The organism is Bombiscardovia apis (assembly GCF_033095945.1).
Taxonomy (GTDB): Bacteria; Actinomycetota; Actinomycetes; order Actinomycetales; family Bifidobacteriaceae; genus Bombiscardovia; species Bombiscardovia apis.
This window is the reverse complement of the sequence record NZ_AP026800.1, coordinates 1,905,162-1,924,832: the sequence shown is the minus strand read 5'-3', so window position 1 is coordinate 1,924,832 and position 19,671 is coordinate 1,905,162. Positions and strand designations below refer to the sequence as shown.

Annotated in this window: 11 protein-coding genes and 1 tRNA gene; 3 read left to right on the top strand and 9 right to left on the bottom strand. The window is 55.3% G+C overall.

Features of this window, described 5'->3' with window-relative positions:
* Positions 1–74: 74 nt before the first annotated feature.
* The 3 genes from R8377_RS07715 to R8377_RS07705 form a co-directional block, all read right to left on the bottom strand.
* Entirely contained in the window at positions 75–4,100 is a 4,026-nt protein-coding gene (locus R8377_RS07715) for a lipid II flippase MurJ (protein WP_425605050.1), read from the bottom strand.
* Positions 4,101–4,264: 164 nt separating this feature from the next.
* On the bottom strand, positions 4,265–6,742 hold the full coding sequence (locus tag R8377_RS07710) for a DUF6049 family protein (RefSeq protein WP_317642915.1): 2,478 nt from the start codon (positions 6,740–6,742) through the stop codon (positions 4,265–4,267).
* Positions 6,735–7,565 (bottom strand): NUDIX hydrolase, encoded by an 831-nt coding sequence (locus R8377_RS07705; protein WP_317642914.1) that lies wholly within the window; start codon positions 7,563–7,565, stop codon positions 6,735–6,737. Before R8377_RS07705 ends, R8377_RS07710 begins: the two co-directional genes overlap by 8 nt.
* A 115-nt stretch (positions 7,566–7,680) precedes the next feature.
* Here R8377_RS07705 and R8377_RS07700 point away from each other — a divergent pair, with 115 nt between their 5' ends.
* Positions 7,681–9,093: a CCA tRNA nucleotidyltransferase gene (locus R8377_RS07700; RefSeq protein WP_317642913.1), complete on the top strand. Its 1,413-nt coding sequence runs from the start codon at positions 7,681–7,683 to the stop codon at positions 9,091–9,093.
* Between the two features lie 2 nt (positions 9,094–9,095).
* On the opposite strand, the gene R8377_RS07695 is transcribed toward R8377_RS07700, so the two are convergent.
* The 6 genes from R8377_RS07695 to R8377_RS07670 all read right to left on the bottom strand — a co-directional run bounded on the left by R8377_RS07695 (position 9,096) and on the right by R8377_RS07670 (position 16,090).
* Positions 9,096–9,701, bottom strand: coding sequence for a LytR C-terminal domain-containing protein (locus tag R8377_RS07695; protein WP_317642912.1), 606 nt, complete (start codon positions 9,699–9,701; stop codon positions 9,096–9,098).
* Positions 9,698–10,660 (bottom strand): 16S rRNA (adenine(1518)-N(6)/adenine(1519)-N(6))-dimethyltransferase RsmA, encoded by a 963-nt coding sequence (rsmA, locus tag R8377_RS07690; RefSeq protein ID WP_317642911.1) that lies wholly within the window; start codon positions 10,658–10,660, stop codon positions 9,698–9,700. Before rsmA ends, R8377_RS07695 begins: the two co-directional genes overlap by 4 nt.
* Before the next feature lie 16 nt (positions 10,661–10,676).
* A complete protein-coding gene (locus R8377_RS07685) occupies positions 10,677–12,191 on the bottom strand; it encodes an aggregation-promoting factor C-terminal-like domain-containing protein (protein WP_317642910.1) in 1,515 nt (504 codons plus the stop codon).
* Positions 12,192–12,530: 339 nt separating this feature from the next.
* Positions 12,531–12,604: transfer RNA gene (locus R8377_RS07680), tRNA-Thr, on the bottom strand.
* Positions 12,605–12,875: 271 nt separating this feature from the next.
* Complete coding sequence (locus R8377_RS07675) at positions 12,876–13,862, bottom strand: DsbA family protein (RefSeq protein ID WP_317642909.1); 987 nt, start codon at positions 13,860–13,862, stop codon at positions 12,876–12,878.
* 83 nt (positions 13,863–13,945) lie between these two features.
* A complete protein-coding gene (locus R8377_RS07670; protein WP_317642908.1) occupies positions 13,946–16,090 on the bottom strand; it encodes a serine/threonine-protein kinase in 2,145 nt (714 codons plus the stop codon).
* 118 nt (positions 16,091–16,208) lie between these two features.
* On the opposite strand from R8377_RS07670, the gene R8377_RS07665 reads away from it, so the two are divergent.
* Positions 16,209–18,287, top strand: coding sequence for a beta-galactosidase (locus R8377_RS07665; protein ID WP_317642907.1), 2,079 nt, complete (start codon positions 16,209–16,211; stop codon positions 18,285–18,287).
* Positions 18,288–18,502: 215 nt separating this feature from the next.
* Positions 18,503–19,630 (top strand): ABC transporter ATP-binding protein, encoded by a 1,128-nt coding sequence (locus R8377_RS07660; protein WP_317642906.1) that lies wholly within the window; start codon positions 18,503–18,505, stop codon positions 19,628–19,630.
* Positions 19,631–19,671 lie beyond the last annotated feature (41 nt).

Sequence of the window (19,671 nt, the reverse complement as noted above, 5' to 3'; positions counted from 1 at the left end):
ACACCTTGCCACTGTATTACATAAAACTTGTCTCAGGCGCATCACAGCCAAGTACTTACGAATTCAGTACAGGGTCAGTAGACTTTTACATCGTTAAAATGTAGCGTTCCTTCTTGGGGAAGGCCGTCTGATGGTACCCAAACAATCAAATCTTGCGTGGTTACCGGTCGCTTGAAAGTGACCACAGTGGTTCCTGAAGGGTCGAAAGCGAATTCGGCTACGGACTGGCCTAGCGTGGGTTGAGCGCTGGTCGCGTTGGCAAAGATTTGGCCATGACCGCTACCTTGTCTAATGGAAATCTCCAGCTTTGACACCTCATGCGGCGCATCTAAGCGTACGTACCAAGCCATACCATCCTGCCCCGCTGGGTGGCTAAAGAAGAGCTGGCGGGCTACCGGGTAAGCGGTGGTATTAGTGGGCTGGTAAGGGCTCGGAACCGCCTGTGCGACTTTGGAATCGTGCTTATCGGACTTGCTGGATAGGTTCTCATTGCTGCCATTTTCAGGGAAGGGCGAAGCGGAGATTTGCGGCCAGGCCTCCGTGGTATCCACCTTGGGCTTACGATGGTTTATAAGCGTAGTTGTGGCCCAAAGCAATCCCACAGCTACTAGGGCAACGGCTACTGCAATTACGACTGAGCGGGTAGTGAAGCGGCCAAAGAGGCGAGCATCTGCTACATCTTCGTCATTGTCTTCGCATTCACCGCGTTCATTGTCTTCATACTGACTTGCTTGAACTGCGTACCTCGACTCGCTCCCCACCCCCGCGCTTGTGCGCTGAGGCGTGAAACTTGGCGGCAAGGCGGATGCGGGAAGGCTCTGCTTGCTGAGAAGAGTGCGATCTGACTGCCCTGTCTGTTTGACGTCCTGCCCGGCTTGCGCCTCTGCCGACTGAGAACCTGCGAGAGGCAGAGCCAGCTTTTGCCCTTCGCCTGCAGTAGCGCGGAGCTCAGGCCTGCGAATCGCGCTAACATCTACGGCCTGAGTAGGTTGGCTGATCCCTTGTGCCCGCCCCGGTTGAGCTTGGTGAGGTTGACGTTTTTGTATTCGGCGCTCGTCGAAAATGGAGAAGAGGTCGGTGTCGGTGTCGCTGGGCTTGAGCAATTCCACTTCACTGCGCTCGGGGAAGAGTAGCTGATTCGTGCCCCACCTTGGCTCAGCTTGGTGATTTGCTGCCTGTGCAGATAAACGAATTGCCTCAGGGAAAGGTAGTAGTTTACGGTCGGAAACCGGAGTGATGAGTGCGGATTGTATGGACGCTTCGCCCCCGGGCTTAGGCCACGCTATATCTGCGTCTGTGAGCTCTTCCGGCGGTGTCCAAGGGCTTAAGAGTGCGGTTAACTCAGCCAATGTGACCAGTGGAATAGGTGTGCGCCCCTGCGGCGATTCCAGCTCAAGTCCCCGCGAGCAAATAATGCGGAACTCCTCTGGGGTATCTTGCGGCAGCGCATCGAGCGTAAGCGGCTGAGTACCGAACTGTGGCATAGAGTTTGTGAGCAAGGCGTAGAGTACTCCAGAAAGCTGGCGCACTACCATTTCTTCGCTTCCACTCCTATCAACTCCAGGGCCAACCTGCCAAGGCTCGATAACAGGGAAAACAGGAGCATCGGCAAGGGTGATTCCAGCGGGAACTAAGCGAATCAAACTTGGGGAAATGCGTAAATGAGTCAATCCCAGCTTACGCAATGTCGCGAGTGCTTGGGCGCTCTGCGCAATGATGGTGCGGATCGCTTTGTAGCTGGGCGCTGGGATGGAAGCGTCTTCGATAAAGCTGCGTAAGGAACTACCGGCATCGAGAGCGGTCACAATTAAAGAGATGCCGTCCCGGGTGTGTAACTGGTAGACGGGTGTGCATTGCTGGTGTGAAGATAGGGCTAGCGCAGATGCGGCTATATTAACCGTTCCGATAACATCGGCATCGCGGACGATGAAGAGCTGGCTGCGGCGGCCCAGTACCTGATCGTTCACTTCCCAAGCGCTTAAGCCTGGTTCTCGCTTGAGCATCGTGGTAAGTTGATAACGCCCAAGCAAAATATCGTAAAGTTGTGGCTTCATAATCGCTGGATTCTGACTGACTGAGTCTGTCTCAAGTTGGCTCACTGGGGCTTTGCTAGTAGTAGATGACTGCGCGCCGTCGGTCTCTGTTGGGAAGCCTGATTGGAAACTGGCAGGTAGTGAGCCGGATTCCAGTTGATTTGCTGGCCTTAGCGAGGTCGGGCGGCTGACTCTCGGGCGAGGTGGATACTTGGGAGGAATACGAAGCGGCTGGTTGAAAGCACGCGGATTCATGCTGCCGGCATCTGCAATGGCAGCGTTTTCTATTTGTTCGAGCGCACCTTCCATCTCATCGCTGCCGGCGGGTTCGGTGTAGGAGCGAACCACTCGACCTGCTTGCTGGGCGATTTGCGCTGGTTGGGTTTGAGCCTTGACTGCTAGGCCCGCCTCATCCAATATCGAACCGGTTCGAGACGCAGGAAGTCCGAAACGCTCCGCTAAACCAAGCCGTCGGGCCAGAGCCCCAAGGAAGTCTGTGAGTTCTTCAGTATGCAAAGCATACAAGACCAAGCAATAGATGACAGTCACCACGGCAGTTATAACGATGCAAATGATTACGGCCTGAACCCAAGACATGTGGCCGTGTCGCTCGCTAATCTGAGCCCCCACTAAGCGTGTGACTGGAGTCTTCAGCAGGAGGGCTGCAGCTCCCGAAATCAATGCTGCGAGTAAGGCTTTGCCGTATACGCCAGCTATCCGCTTGCCGTCAAGCGAGCCTTCAAAGCGCCCCCGGAGCATGTGTACTAGAAGCGGGAAGGAGATGATGTTGCTCAGAGCCATAGAGAGCCCAACGAAAGCTGTCCAATACTGAGGAGGAGCCAAGCGGACAGCAACCAACACAATAACCACTTGAATAGTGTTGGAAATTGCGGCAAAAATGAAGGGCTGCTTGCCGTCTTCAAACGCGTAGAAGGTGCGCTGAATAAGCAAGAATGCTGAGACCGCAGCAAGGCCCACCGTTAAGCCCAAAAGTGGTCCGGAAATCAGCACGGCTTCGTGGACGTTGACCGAGGGAAGTAGGGCTCGAATGATAGGGACTGGAATAACGAGCATGACCACGCTAAAGAAGCACATCATGAGACCGACGTTGCGCAGAGCCCGGCTCAAAGAGCTTCGCGCATCACCTATGCGTCCCTCGGCTATAGCCTGGGAAAGCTGGGGGAAGATGGCGGTTGAAACAGAGACCGCAATCAGCGAGTAGGGGAGCATGTAGAGAGTATAGGCGTTTTGGTAAGAGCCATTGCCTGCTATGTCGAAGGGATTGCCCTCCAGGGGAGCGCCGTTGGTAATGCGGGCGTTGACGATATTCGCCAGCTGATCGATGACCACAACTCCTAGGCTCCAGGCCGCGACCGGGCCCATAGAGCGCAGCCCAATACCTTTGAGACCCCAACGCGGGCGGTATACGAAGCCCGAGCGAATGAGCGGTATGAAGAGGATAAGAGCTTGGAAAGCAACGCCTAAGGTCCAAGCGCCAGCTGTGAGGCCGACTTTGCTATTGGACCAGAAATCCATGGGCTGCTTTTGTGCGTTGCCAAACATGGCGATAAATACGAGGAAGCCCGCGCAGGAGATAACGTTGGCACCTACAGATGACCAAGCGTAGGCGGTAAATCGTCCTTTCGCGGCCAAAATCTGGCCTAAGACAGTGTAGAGGCCATAGAAGAAGACCTGCGGCATGCACCAGAGTGTGAATGCGTTGGCCAAGGCGCGCTGGGCTGAGTTCCACTTGGAATTAAGGTATATGGATGTCAAAACGGAAGTGCCGAGCATGAGCACAAAAGTCAAGGCTGCCAGCAAGGCTACCGAAGCGGTAATCAGCTTGTTTAAGCGGTCTTCGGCATCTTCTTCCTTGAGGGTACGCACGATTTGTGGCACCAAAACTGCATTAAAAATGCCGCCGGAAATGAGTGTGAACATGACCTGCGGAATCATGGCACCGGTCTGGTAAGCATCTGCTGCAATGCCAGTTGTCCCAATAGCTGCGGCAAGGAGAATCGTGCGAATTTGACCAGTTATGCGCGAGGCAGCTGTGCCGGAGGCCATAATAATCGAATTGCGGCCTACGGAATTAGCTGAATCCTGCGAGTTGCTTGCGCTATCTGCCGTGCGCGACGCCGCCAAGGAGCTCTGAGAAGTCATCTGCCCCTCCTCCTGATTGCCCGTTTCTACTGTAGTCCCTGCCTCTGTCCTCGCGTTCCGGCTCAGCCTCATTCGTCAGGATCCTTCTTACGGGTAAATTGCCGCCAGAGGCCTAGAGCGCCAAACAGCAAGGCTAAGACTACAATAAGTAGGCCGCTCATGTCGCTCAGGCGCAGGTTTGAAGTGATGTGGGTGGATCGGGTTTGTCCGAAGGGGACTCCATCTTGGTCTACCAGTGCGATTTCTGCGTCTGCCTGCCCTGCCGTTGCCACACGAATTGTGAAGGTGACCTGCGTTTCTGAATTTGCTGGAATCACTGCATAGGCGGTGCGCGTTGTTACAATTTCCATAGAATCAGTCTTGGAACTCACCCGCACGGCTACAGGATAAGGGTGGCTATTGCTTAGAGTGACGGGCATTTTAGCTGTTTCGCTCACGATGGTGACCGATTCGCTCGGCTTAATTTGCACTCCGTTGAGCAGTTGGTCGGCGAGGGTGCGGGCCGCGTCTGCCAAGCCACCGGCCTTGTCGGCACAAGAAAGAGCATGCAAAGCGAGTGTATCGTGGACTTGCGTGACTGACTGCAACCATTCCCGGGGGTCATCAGAGCGCCGCGCAGTGTCGGTGGCATCTTGCCGGGCCAAAGCTTGTGCATCGGACTTACCAGAGGAAGCAGATGGGGAAGAATTGGTCTGTTTGGGCTTGGCGAGCATGGCCGTTCCGAATCGTTCTATATCTTTGCGACTGGCGGTCAGTGAATCTAGCGTGCCGTCCAAGCTGCCAGCTTTCGACTTGTCGCTGCCGTTCTTGCTCTCTTGAGCAATAAGCTCGCGTGCTTGGTCGCCTTTGGCGTAGGGTTGAGCCTTGGCCAGGGTGTCTAGATTGTCTAATTGCAGCCAAGAAGCTGCCTCCACTGCGTCCATGAGCATGCTGGCTGCACCAGTGTCTTGATTGTTGCCAAAGCACACGAGAAGGGCTCGTTCAGCGTAGGGTTGCTCCATCTGGTAAAAAGCGCTCTGGGCCATGAAACGCGCCACTTGGCCAGCTGTGGACTGCTCGGAAGCGGCCTTGGCAGAGGTAGGCTCGCCCTGGGCGAGTGTACTCAATTCCTGCTGAGCCGATAATACTGTGATTTCTCCAGCATCTGTGGGCACGGTGTACTTGCTGGTGTGGGCGGATGTGCCGGAGTCAGCGTCGAGCCCTAAGGGAGCTACTGCTGTGGTGTAGCCCTGTTTTCTGGCTTGAGTCAGCGAGTCAAGCGACCAACTTGTGTGGCCTTGTAAAGCATAGACCGGCTTCGTATCTGTATTGTCGCCGAGGCTATCTTGCAATTCGTGACTGGCGGTTTGCGCGTTCCAATCCTCGTCTTCAACGCCTGCTGAATTGTAATGAGCTGCATCCTGATTGGAATACGTGCTCATGTCGAACGCTCCCGGCTGCATACCCGCGTCAACGCGCACGTGACTGTTAAAGTACCCGACGTATAAGGGGTCAGCCAAGGTATTGAGCTTGTTATGGTGCTCCAAAAGCTGGATTTGATGCTCCTGCTGTTTGATGGCCGACTGGCTCAAGTTCACGACTTTTTGGGTCTGAGTGGCAATTTCTGCCCGTGAGTTCTTGCTCTGGCTGTTGTCTTGCTGTGAATCGACCGTACATTGCGTGGGCTGGCAGCGCGAAGCGCTTTGCGAATTACTAGCTGAAGCTGAAGGAGTTTGCTGGCTGTGATTCTCGGTGCTCTCTTTTTCTGACTTGCTGCTTTGCTTGTTGTTTTGCTGACCAGTCATCAACTGCTTTACCTTGTCTTGATCAAGGCTCCAGCCAGTCGAGGCCAATGGAAGCAGCATGCTTATCGACATGGGCGGAGTTTGAGCGGTAGTCAATCCATCGGACGAGCGGGTGAGGAAGGTGGTAGCTTCGCCCAGTAAGGGTTTGCCAGAATCTGTAGCTTTATCGTTGGAGTATGTTAAGAGCAGCGGCTTGGGGCCCCAAGTATTCATGGCTGCGAGTTGCTCTTGGTCGGCGGCCGCGCTCGCCGTGACTTCTAGGCTTTGGCCTGGTTGTATAGAATCTACGTGTTGGCTGACTAAATGGTTGGGCGTGGGGATATGGGAGCCGCCATCGGCCCAATCCTGCATATCGATGCGTGAGCTAAACGTGTAGAGGGCGTTGGTGTCGACGCTTAAGGTGCCCGCACCGCTGGCCTGGTCCGAAGTGTTGGTAATTGCTACTTTGACGGTGTATCCGGAAGTTTTTGAGACTACCGCGGTGGAGGAGCGTAGGGTGAGTTTGATGCCTGACTGGTCACGATTGCGACCGCTAGCGCTCTTGTGCGCATCGGCAGCAGGGTAGACACCATCGCCTGAGGCTGGGTTTGCATGCGTCTGCGGTAATCCCACAAACACGCTGCACAGACATAGAAGAAAACCTAGAATTGCACTGGTGCACGTGCTGGTGTGTATGCCAAAATACGCCCGCAGCCCTACTCTTTGCGGGGCGCTGCCTATCTGCTGGTAGCTCGTAACTGCTTGGCTGTGGCTATCAGTCATCCGTATTCTTCGTTTTCTTGGCGTAAAGCCATGCGATTTTGCGTTCGTTAGGGTAGGAGAGTACATCTGCCAGATCCTCAAATTTGACCCAAATGGCATTCTCGGCCTCATGGTCAGGGTCACCTTCAACTGTCAGGTCACCGCCAGTTTGCTGCAAAACGAAGTGGTGCACGAGCTTGTGGACGCGCTGATTCGTGCCGGTAAACCAATAGTCAATCGTGGCGATGGAGTCGACTACCTCGCCTAGGATTCCTGTCTCTTCGTGTACTTCGCGTACTGCTGTTTGCTCCGGCGTTTCGCCTTTTTCGATATGACCCTTGGGCAGGCACCATTCCAAATGCCCTGAGCGCGAGTGGCGGGCAATGATGGCAACCCGGTGAGAATCATCAAATATGAGGCCGCCAGCAGAGTATTCGCGCACGACCGGTAGGTCTTGCGTTTCAAGTGAGGCAAACGACGTAGGGCCGGTTTCCTGCTTGTGTTGAGGCATTACAGCTGGAGTGGGCATGTCTGCGTCTGCGTCTGCGTCTGTGTTGTTTTCGGCGGAAGGCTCGCGGATGCTGACGCTAATGAGTTGGCCGGTTTGGGGGCCTTCCGCTTCAACCTCGTCTGCGCTTGCTTCCAGGTCTATGCCCTCTTCTGCTGAGGTGCTTTCCGGCTTTCGGCTTTGGCCGGGCCCCTCAGACATATATTCAAGCGCGGAATCCACATCTTCGCCTACAGTGTGCAAGAGGCGGTCGGTTTCTTCCTGCGAGTTGGCATGGTTGCCCCGACCCTTGGCGTGGCGCGACATCATGCGCGCAAGATCGGTAGGCGTAGTCATACTTCCACTTTACGTAAAGTAATGTGCAGGTGGGGTGACGGTAAGCTGGTAGACACATACACTACTCACGCTGCGGTTGTTGGCGTGGTTTCAAGTATACGCGGAAAGGGTGATTGTGGACTTTGAGGTTTGGCCTGAGGCGATAGAGCTGGGGCATTTGTTCGCAGACCAAGGCTACGAGTTGGCTCTAGTTGGGGGGCCAGTACGTGACCTTCTCTTACGCCGCCCTTCTCACGACTTGGATTTCTGTACTTCTGCGCGCCCGGAAGAGTTTGAACCAATCCTTCACAAGTGGGGGCAAGGTTTTTGGGATATGGGCCGCAAATTCGGTACGCTCGGAGCATTGCGCCGCCGTCCAGATGGCACTGAGGTGAAGGTAGAAGTTACTACTTACCGCTCCGATACTTATGAGCCAGACTCTCGCAAGCCCGAAGTAAACTATGGCGACAGCCTCGAAGGTGATCTTTCTCGCCGGGACTTTACCGTTAATGCCATGGCTTTGCGGGTGCCAGATTTGGAGTTTGTGGACCCCTTCGGCGGTACGAATGACCTAGCCAAGCAAGTTCTGCGCACTCCGGTAGATCCGCGCCAGTCATTCGACGATGATCCCTTGCGTATGATGCGAGCAGTGCGTTTCGTGGCTCAGTTGGGCTTCCGTATTGCCCCAGAGACCGCGGAAGCGCTAAGCGACATGACCGAGCGTATCACCATCGTTTCAGCAGAGCGTGTGCGCGATGAACTGACCAAACTCTTGCTCAGTGAGCACCCGCACGAGGGTGTCGAATCGTTGGTGGACTCGGGCTTAGCTGACTACGTCTTGCCTGAGGTACCAGCCCTGCAGCTGGAGATTGACGAGCACCACAGGCACAAGGACGTCTATGAACACTCGCTGATGGTCTTAGATCGCGCTGTGGCTTTAGAAACCGGCCCAGACGGCCCTGTGCCTGCTCCAGACTTGACCTTGCGACTGGCGGCCCTCTTACACGATATAGGCAAGCCTGCCACCCGGCGTTTTGAGTCTGGCGGCAAGGTGAGTTTCCACCATCACGATGTGGTCGGTGCCAAAATGGCTCGCAAGCGACTGAAAGCTCTGCGCTTTGACCACCATCTTATCGAAGATGTGTGCGATTTGATTGCCATGCACTTGCGCTTCCACGGATATGTAGATGAGCGGTGGTCCGATGCGGCTGTGCGGCGCTATGCCAAGGAAACGGGTTCGCTCTTTGAACGTTTGAATCGCCTGACCCGGGCAGATGCCACCACTCGCAACCAGCGTAAGGCGCAGGTATTTTCCGCAGCTATGGATGAGCTGGAAGATAGGGTGCGAGAGCTCAAACAAAGGGAAGACTTGGACGCTATCCGCCCCGATTTGGACGGTCAGCAAATCATGGAAATCCTAGGTCTTGCACCCGGCCCAATGGTTGGCAAAGCCTACAAGCATATGCTGGACTATCGCCTAGATCAGGGCCCGGTTGACGAGCAGGTGGCTCGCGCGGAGCTTGAATCTTGGTGGGCTCAGCAGCAGTAAAGCTACTCGAACTTGGGCAGATCCTTCATCGTCTTAGGATCTGCCACACATTCCTTGAAGGATTCGATGGGCTTGCCCACGCCGACGACCTGCTTTTCCTTGACTAAGTCATTGAACGTGGCACCAATGACCACGTCTACGAGGTCATCTTGCCGGTCATCCATGCGCATGATGGCATCGCTGAACTGCCCTGCAACCGTGTAGCCTTGGGAGATGCCGTTGGCCCCGAAGCGGATTTCGGTACGAGCTAGCTCCGTTTTGGTAGCAAAATCGCCGGCACCCTGCATGTTAAAACCTCGGTTTCGCAGTGTTTTCATCACTGCACTACCCAAGCCAGTCTTGTTGGTGCCGTTGAGTACGCGCACGCGGACTTCTGGATGGTTGAGCACCGTGGCGTTAGCTGGAGCGCAGGGTGCAGCAATGCCATAGTTAGGCTTCGTTTGCTGCGTCTGCTTCTTAGAATGCCTTACAGCACTAAGGGTGAAAACTAGAGCAACCACGAGGATGACTGCCAAGGTGCTGATGGCGATAGTAAACACCATCTTTTGACGGCGACGAACGAACTGGCGGCGGGCTTCACGCTCGTCGAGGGCATCGGGAAACGTCATAGCTCAACCCCTTTTAGTACTTGGCTGCTCCCTACTTTAGCCTGCGCTGGTGACTCTGAGCACTCGGCCAGTCGTGCAAATTCTTGGATGGTCAGTGTCTCGCCTCTGCGTTTTGAATCGATGCCAGCTTGGGCAAACGCTTCGTCATCCACCACGCCGTGGAGGGCAGCTCGCAAGGTTTTACGGCGCTGGGCGAAGGCGGCATCGATTAATCGGAAGACCTGCTCACGCTGAGCGCCTTGTGTAAGTTGCCCGTCTGCCTGCCTCGTGAAGGAGACGAGGGCAGAATCAACGTTTGGGGCCGGCCAGAAGACATTGCGCCCAATGTTGCCCGCGAGACTAGCCCGACCGTACCAAGCGAGTTTGGCGGAAGGCACCCCGTAAATTTTGCTGCCAGGGCGGGCTACGAGGCGGTCGGCAACCTCTTTCTGTACCATGACTAAGAAGGAGTTGAGGGTTGTGAAGCGCTCAAGCAAGGTCAAAATGATGGGGGTAGCTACGTTGTAGGGCAGGTTAGAAACGAGGGTGAGTTCGCTAGCTGCGGCTAACTTGGCCGAGCTCCGGGGAGTCACCGTTAGAGCATCTTGCCCTAAGACTTCCAAGCGGTCAGCGGCCTGGGGCATGTATGAATCAACAGTGCTGGGCAGGAAGGCCGCCAAGCGAGGGTCGATTTCTACGGCGCTGACGCTCGCTCCAGCTTCCAGAAGCCCCAATGTCAGTGAGCCCAGGCCTGGCCCTACCTCGATAACTTGGGCTTGAGGCCCTAAGTTTGCAGCCCGTACTATACGGCGGACCGTGCCTGGGTCTATAACGAAGTTTTGCCCCAACTTTTTAGTTGGGCTCACGCCCGCTTCTTGGGCCAAGAGACGTATATCCGCGGCGCCGAGCAGCTGGCTGCCTTCATGGGATGCGAGGGCTTCTTGCTCTGGGGTGCCGGTTGCGTGTGTAGTATCTGTCATTACCGTCGTGCTTGCTTTAGTACCAGTGAGGATTGCGACTATAAAACTTTTCTAATGCCCGGCTTGGCGATCCATAAACTGATGCGATGTAATCCAAGCCCCAGTCGATTTGCACAGCGCCATCATCTCGCCAATTTTCGCCGAATGTTGCCATTTTGCTGCCCGGTAAAGATTGTGGGATGCCGTAAGCTCCTGAACTTCGGTTTTCAGCATTCCATCTCCAGCTGGATTCGTGGTTCCAAAGTGTAATGAGAGCATTGAAATCTGCGCCAGTCCAGCCGCGCTGAGCAGCTGCCGCACCTGCGTATGTTTGCGCCTGGGCAACGGTGGGGTGCCATAGTCTTCCTGTTGGTTCAGGGGCAGGAGCCGGTGCAGGTGCAGGGGCTGGGGCTGGGGCTGGAGCTGGAGCTGGAGCTGGAGCTGGAGCGGGCGTTACTGGCTGCACAGGCGCAACTGGAGCCGGTGCTGGAGCTTGCGTTTGCGATGGCGCAGGGCTTGAATCCGGGGTTTGCGACGGCGTTGCAGTGGGTTGTGCTGCCTCGCTCGCCTTTGCTGCTTCTTCTTCCTTGGACTTATCCGCCTGTTCTTTGTCTGCTTTAGCCTTGTCAGCCTTCGCCTTTTCTGCGGCTTCTTGATTGGCTGCGGTTTTTTCCGCGCTCGGCTTGGATTCGACCGCTACCTTATCTGGCCCAACTGCAATAACTTGGTCAATGGGCTGGCTGCTGGTCTCTTCATGTACTAGCGTCGAGGATTCAGCTTCGCCGTCCACAAACGTGGTTTGATACGTTTGTGTCTTTTGCCCGTTCTGGCCTTGCTGGCGGATTACCGTTTGCCCTGGGGCTAGTGAGGTATCAACTACTGTGCGGGTGCCGAAGGGTATAGCGACTAGCTGCGTGGTCTGGCCTTGCGTAACTCGCTGGACGCGCAATACGGTTTGGTCATCGGCTTTTTCCACTGAAACGCGGTCATCCTTGCCAAGCACAATACCCTTGGAATCGAGGATAGAAGCTGCTGGGAGCTTACCGTTGGGCGCTACAGATTCTTTGCCATCGGCTACAACGGTGACTGGGCCTGCTTGGTTGATGGCAAGACCGCCGGTGAGCTGGTTGTATACGTTCTTTACGTCTACCTTCACCTTGGCAGCGTTGAGGCGGTTAACCTCAAAGAATTCGAGCAGCTGATCTACCGAGCTGGCTGTCGTCCAGAAGGGCACTTCTTGGCCATCGATATTGATGGTGGTCTGATAGGCGGACTGTACGGTTACAGTTCCGTGGTTGGCTAACTGCCCGTTGGCAGACGTTTCGACTAAGTCGTGAGATTTTTTGGTGATGCCTTCCTGCTTGAGGAGGGCATCTACGCTTGAAGCATAGGTAGTGACCTGCCGGGTCTCGCCATTGACGGTGAGCGCTACCGACTTGCGGGCGGTGAAAGCAAAAGAGGCAATCATAGAAAGTGCTACTACAACAGCGCAAGCTACGACGCGAATACGGCGCCGAATAATGAATTGCTGCGGTGTCCACCGTCTGCTCATTGGTACTCCTCCTCGTTAGCGTCATATAAGACTGTAGCGGAGGAGGCGCTGCCATGTGCCCAAATCCGCCAAGCGGTGGCAAACATGCACAATTGCAATAAAAGTGATGAAAAAAAGAATTCAGGGGCGGGATTGAAGGGGATATTCCCGCCCCTGCAAACGAACGGAGCTGGTTGGGGAAAGCGCTCCGTTCGCCCTCCAGAGGCCGGAGCCTCCAGAATCTTACTCGAGAGAAGTCTATATAAGTACTAGCGTCCCTATGAGGGATACCTGTGTGACTTGCTGGAAGTTCCGTATGCGTCCATAGGAAGAACGGGCATATATCGGAAACTCCATGCGAGCCTCCTGTCAGATTCGAACTGACGACCTGCCGCTTACAAGGCGGCTGCTCTGGCCAACTGAGCTAAGGAGGCGAATGAGCGCAGAATTATCCAGCGCACTTTATGTATACGCTAAGCATACTATTTTCTCGTGCCGACGTGCCAACATTTAGCTAGAAAATAAAATGCGTCTTCCGTCCCCCGGGGCCGAACGATCATAGTTACCGATCAGACAGCATCACTATCTTTAATTATAAATTGGGATGCCAGTGTGTGGCAACCCCGCCTAGCATGTTTGATGGGTCAAACTGTGAGCAGGCGAAGTCGCCAACAATAGCATACAAATCCCTATTTGCTCAAGTGTCTACTTGGAACTCGCTGTGAGCGCAATTGGGGCTCCTGAATCGCCGATGGAAGGCATTTTGCCAGCCTGCCCAACTTGGTCTGCCGGAAGGCCGATTGCTTTAAGGAATCCTGTTACATCGTCCATGTTGGCGCTAGATGGCGTGGTAACGGCCCAGAAGTGGTTGTTGATACGCATGGTGGGTGTAGTCATAGAACCCTTATTCTGACCTGTGGTGTTCCATAATTCCTCACGCATAGGCGTGTACTTGTTCATCTTAGTTAGCCACTCCTTGTACTGGCCCTTGAGCGCCTCATTGGCCACCTGCTCGCTTACACCAGCCTTCAGCATTTGCTCTTTAATCTGATCATCAGAGACGGGCTTGTATTTGCTTTCATCGGGCTGGAAATCCTTGGCAAATAGGTTAGACATGTAAGCCATGAAGTGCTTGCTGTCGTGTTCCAATATGTAGATGCCTGCCGAGCCTGCGCGCGCCGAATATTCGTCGGTGGTGAGGCGATCCATGAAGCTCATTGGATAAATATCAAGGTTGAGCTGGCCCGCATCCAGCATCTTGTTGAGCGTGGGGTCAAGCGTGCGGTTGAGTGAAGCGCAGCCTGGGCACATAAAGTCCATATACACTTCGACCGTAGGCGCGCCCGCTACAGGCTTATCGAGTCCATCTTTGGAAATTAAGAAGCCGCCTTGCTTATTGGCACCCGTAGGCTTGATTTTTACCTGCTGGACAGCATCGTACGCCTGCTGCATGGAGGAGGGCGACTCCTGAGGGTCGGGGCGGTGAGACTTCCAATAGAAGAAGCCACCAACGGCTATGAGGGCAATGATGACAAGCGCTGCGATAACTCCGATTAGGGTCTGCTGGCGGCCCTCACGCTCCATCTGGGCCTGATGCTCACGCTCTTGAGCTTCTTTTTGCGCTCGCTTACTGCCCGCGTTGGGGCGTACTGCTTGCTCTCGTTGGGCCCTATCAGAGTGCTGTTTGGACATTACAATCCTTTCACCGAAGTTGTCACTTAGTGTAGCGAATGAGGGTGAAGTTTACGCCAATTGCGCACGGACTGGGAATTTTCTTACGGAAGTGGCCTGGCGATTGGTAACGGTGACCAATCCATGGGGGTTTGCCGAACGATGAATACTGCTATAAGCGCAAATAATAGTAGCCACACGGCTCCCAGTACCAGAAGGCGTCTGCGATTGTGCTGAGATACGCCCGATTCAGACCCTTCCTCTTCTTGTGGGACCCACCCGGCGAGTCCTCCTGCGCCTAAAAGCACAGCAAGTCGCCAATCTTGGATACTCGGTGCGCTCGCAGTATAAGTATCTTGGGGCTTTCGGCCAGAGCAGATAGCTAGTAGCCAGCTAAAGAGCATACAAGCAGCTGCCAGTAGGCCGGATATAGACCAAGCCGACCCAGCTAATAGTGGCAAGCGCAGGGTGAGGCCGGCAAGTGTGATGGAGCCAGTAGCAAGCGGTAGTCCTAAGGCCCAACCGCCTAAAGGCATCGCGAGAGCACATATAAGTAGCATGGCTACGAGGCGGGGCAGAGCCATCACGAAGCTCTTGCCAATCTGCCAAGGTATCGCCGCCAAACTTAGGGCTGTATCGCTGGTTTTGCGCCCGCCGCCGCGCTTGAGTTCGCGGGCAATTTGCCCACCTCGACTCAAGCCGGAAGCACATAAGGCCCAAAGGACTACGCCAGCTATGAGCAGGGATGCAAGCGGCAGAAAACTCGCGAGCGCTGCCAGCACTAGGCCGATGAAGGTGAGCACCACTTTCCCTCGTGACAGATAGGCTTGGCGGCGCATAAATGCTTGCGGTGGGGGAGTGTAAACCGCCATGCCGGGCTGGGCTTCGAGGGGAACGGCGGCAGGCATAGTGTCGTCGGGACTCAAGCTCTGGTCGCTACCTGCGAGCGGTACTCGAAGGTTTCTAGCAGTTTCTAAGGGTTGGGTTTGCGTCGACGGCTGCCCCCAAGAGTCCGGCAGCGCCCTAGTCTGGCCCTCTGCTCCCTCGTAGTCCTGCTTGTCGCCATAATCCGATGCGGTGCTTTCGTAGTCAGTATTGGTGGGCATCACGCGCGTGTGAGTAGGCATAACCGAGGTATGAGCGCCGCCTTGACGCTCGTCCTGCTCTACAACCTGCGTAGGAGCCTGATTCCAAGCCAGCCGAGGGTTGGAGCGGTAGGCTTCTCGGCTTGCAAACGCTTGGGTGGGCTGGTCCGAGCCGGAATCAGCCGAAGAGCTTATGCCAAAAGGGCGCACCACCTCGGTGGAAGCCTCACTTTCGACGGACGCGGCATCGCCGAGAGCGCCGGAATCATCCCCATCTTCCTCGTCGGCTGCCTGCCAAGCGGAAGCGTCTAGCGCGTCAGTAGCAATAGCGTCTAAGAGATTCTGCGGGTCAGGGCGATCTTGGCATTTGGGGCTCAAAGCGGCCCTGAATGCGGCCATAGTGCGCGGAGGTAGGCCTCGCAAGTCGGCGCTGCCCGAAGCTGCCCGTTCCAAGACAGCCATCATGGGCTTGGCCCCAAAAACTGGTTTGCCGCAAGCTGCATACGCCAGCACAGCAGCAGTACTCCACCAGTCCGAACGCTCATCCGACTCGTCGCCATCTATAATTTCCGGTGCTATGAAACCGGGCGTGCCCATTACGAGCCCGGTGCGGGTCACGTGGCTTTCACCCTCGCCCATAGCTATACCAAAGTCAACTAAAATCGGGCCTGAAGCAGAAATCATGACGTTAGTAGGCTTAATATCTCGGTGCACAATGCCCGCGGCGTGTACTGCCTGCACTGCATCGACTAACTTTTGCGCCAACCGTTCCAAGTCGTCGCCAGTGTATCTGCCGTTTTTCGCTACATCGTCGCGAAGGTTGAGACCCTCTATAAGTTCGGTCACAATGAAGGCTAGGGAGTCGTCTAGCTCCATGTCCACGATTTGGCAGACACCTGGATGGTTGATGCGTCGTAGGGCTAAAGCTTCTCTGCGAAGGCGTTCTCGGGCCGAAATTTGTTCCGCGCGCTCCCGTTCTGAGGCTGGACCGTTTTCTTGGTCGTCGGCTAAGGAATCCCTCAATATTTTTATGGCGTAGTCTTGTCCGCCATCGTCTCGGGCCCGCCAGACTGAACCCATAGCTCCACCGCCTAGGGGCGCTACGAGGGTATAGCCTCCTACTACATCGCCGGCCTGCAAATTCAGCGCGTCTACTTTACTCATACTTCTATTGTGACCCCTTGCGCGAACATATAAAAGCCAGCGGCTGCTGCTAAATTGGTAAGTGTGTTCTGCAAGTAAGTAACAAGAGACACAGCGTAGTGATTAAAGGAGTATACCGATGGCAGAGCGTAGAGCGTATCGTTGGCCCCAGCCTCTTGAGGGGCAGCCGAGCAAGATCTGGTACGGAGGCGATTACAATCCCGATCAGTGGCCTGAAGAGGTCTGGGATGAAGATGTTGAACTGATGGGAGAGGCTGGCGTCAACGTAGTTTCGCTGGCAATTTTCTCTTGGTCGAAGTTGGAACCTCGCGAGGGGATTTATGACTTTGACTGGCTGGATCGCATTATTGCCAAGCTCTATAAGGCGGGCATAGGTGTTTTGCTGGCTTCTGCTACTGCCTCACCGCCCATGTGGCTTACTCAATCGCATCCGGAGGTATTGTGGCGCGATAAGCGTGGCGATGTGGTTTGGCCGGGCGCTCGCCAGCACTGGAGGCCCACCAGCCCCATTTACCGCGATTATGCTCTTAAACTTTGCCGGGCTCTTGCCGAGCATTACAAAGACAATCCCGCTATCGTGGGCTGGCATGTGGGCAATGAGTATGGCTGCCACAATCGCTTTGACTATTCGGACGATGCCATGCGCGCCTTCCAAGACTGGTGCAAGCGGCGCTACGGCACTATCGAGGAGCTCAACGAGGCTTGGGGAACGGCCTTCTGGTCTCAGCATTTAGACAACTTCACCCAGATTCTGCCCCCGCGTTTCATTGGTGAATACAACTTCATGAATCCGGGCAAGTTCTTGGACTACAAGCGCTTCAGCTCAGATGCGCTCAAGGCTTTCTACGTAGCCGAACGCGACTGCTTGCAAGAGATTACGCCCGACCTGCCTGCTACTACTAACTTCATGGTCTCAGCTGAGGGCTCGAATCTGGATTACGATGACTGGGCCAGTGAAGTCGATTTCGTGTCAAACGACCACTACTTCACGCCCGGCGAGTCGCACTTCGACGAGTTGGCTTACACCTCCTCCTTGGTCGATGGCATTGCGCGCAAGGAACCTTGGTGGTTAATGGAGCATTCCGCCGGTGCGGTCAACTGGCGGCCTATCAATTACCGCAAAGAGCCGGGCCAGCTGGTACGCGACTCCTTGGCGCACTTGGCTTTTGGCGCGGATGCTATCTGCTACTTCCAGTGGAGGCAATCGCGTTCTGGAGCGGAGAAATTCCATTCAGCTATGCTGCCTCACGCGGGCAAAGATTCGCAGATGTTCCAAGACGTATGCGAGCTGGGAAAGGACTTAGAACTGCTTTCCGAGCAGGGGCTAATCGGCAGTAAACTGGTGAAATCGCAGGTCGCTGTTGTGCACGATTACCAGAGCGAGTGGGCCAGTGAGCACACGGCCACGCCTTCCCAGCAGGTGCGCCACTGGAGTGAGCCGCTGGACTGGTTCCGCGCTTTTGCTGACCAAGGCATTACCGCAGACGTGGTGCCCCTAGCAGGGCCTTGGGATTCCTACCAAGCGGCCGTGCTCCCCGCGGTGTACTTGCTCGACGAAGCTAATTCGCAGCGGGTTCGTGATTTTGTGCAGGCAGGCGGCAAGCTATTTGTGACTTATTACACCGGCATTAGCGATGAGCGCGACCATATTTGGTTGGGCGGCTATCCGGGTTCTATCCGAGACGTTGTAGGTGTGCGTTCGGAAGAATTCGCGCCGATGGGCCAGGGCGAGGGCTGCTTGGACCACTTAGAGCTGAGCAACGGGGCAGTGGCCCACGATATGGCCGACGTCATTACTTCGGTCGAGTCCAGCGTTCGCATTCTGGCCAGCTTCCAAGCTCCTAAGCGCACGGGTATGGATGGTCTGCCCGCTATTACGGTCAATGATTTTGGCGAGGGCCAAGCTGCCTATGTGGGCTGCAAACTAGGGCGCGAGGGCTTAGACAAGAGTTTGCCTGAGCTGCTTGAAGCCATGGGTCTTGCTGCTTCCGATGAGAATGCTAGCGGTGACCTGCTGCGGGTGGAACGCGAGGGTGAAGATGGTGTCAGTCGCTTCGTTTTCTTCTTTAATCGCGCCGACCACGAAATTGAAGCTACCGCCGAGGGTGAACCTCTGATGGCATCGTTAGCTCACGTTGAGAGCGGCAGAGCCAAGCTAGATTCCAATGGAGTTGTGATCTTCAAGCAGGATCTATAACCTCTCATCGCTCAACACACCCTGAAATTACGGCGAATGCTCATAGTTTCAGGGTGTATACTGAGATTGGCTCAAGGGAGAGTTTTCTCTTAACCGCATAATTAAAGAACCGTTACGCGGCCTGCCACTGGTGGCTAGGTTTCGAGGCGGTACCACAGTGAAACCCTTCACTACGGATCGTTCGGCACGTACCTGCCGATGAAAGGATAAACAAAATGGCAGAAGTGGTATTCGACCATGTAACTCGTATCTACCCGGGCAATACGGAGCCTTCGGTAGACGATTTGAGCATGGAAATCAAAGACGGTGAATTCCTAGTTCTCGTTGGACCTTCTGGCTGCGGTAAGTCAACGACGCTGCGCATGCTGGCAGGCTTGGAAGAGGTCAACAAGGGCCGCATCATGATTGGTGGCAAGGATGTCACGACCATGCAGCCCAAGGACCGCGATATTGCAATGGTCTTCCAGAACTACGCCCTCTATCCCCACATGACTGTGGCCGACAACATGGGCTTTGCGCTGAAGATTGCCGGCACTCCTAAGGACGAAATCCGCAAGCGCGTTGAGAAGGCCGCTGAGATTTTGGATTTGACTGAGTTCCTAGACCGCAAGCCCAAGGCTCTTTCTGGTGGTCAGCGTCAGCGTGTGGCGATGGGCCGCGCTATCGTTCGTCAGCCCAAGGTCTTCCTGATGGATGAGCCGCTCTCCAACTTGGACGCTAAGCTGCGTGTGCAGACCCGTACGCAGATTGCCGCCCTCCAGCGTCAGTTGGGCGTCACCACCCTGTACGTGACCCACGATCAGACTGAGGCTCTGACTATGGGCGATCGTATCGCCGTCATCAAGCTGGGTATTCTTCAGCAGGTTGGCGCACCGACCGAGCTCTACGACAAGCCTGCGAACGTGTTCGTGGCCGGCTTCATTGGCTCGCCTTCGATGAACATCAACATCCACCCGGTCGTCAACGGTCAGGCCAAGATTGGTGAAGACACGATTAGCTTGCCTCGCGAAGCTGTCGACAAGCTCACCGCCGAAGACAACGGTCGCATCGTAGTCGGGTTCCGCCCTGAAGATGCAACTCTCGCCGGCGAAGGCGATTCCGATGCCTTCTCGCTTTCGGTAGCTAACGTTGAGGATTTGGGCTCCGACGGTTACATTTACGGCAACATCATGACCGACGATAGCCCTGCCCAGAAGGCAACGGTTATGTCTGACCAGAATAAGCTGACGACGATTCGTGTCAGCCCTCGTCAGCTGCCCAAGGTTGGTGACGTGGTCAAGATTCACATTGACCCAGCTAAGATGCACCTCTTCTCTCCATCGACTGAGCTGCGCTTGAACTAGTAGACACTAGCGTTTCGGGGTTAGCGTTTCGCGACTGCTGG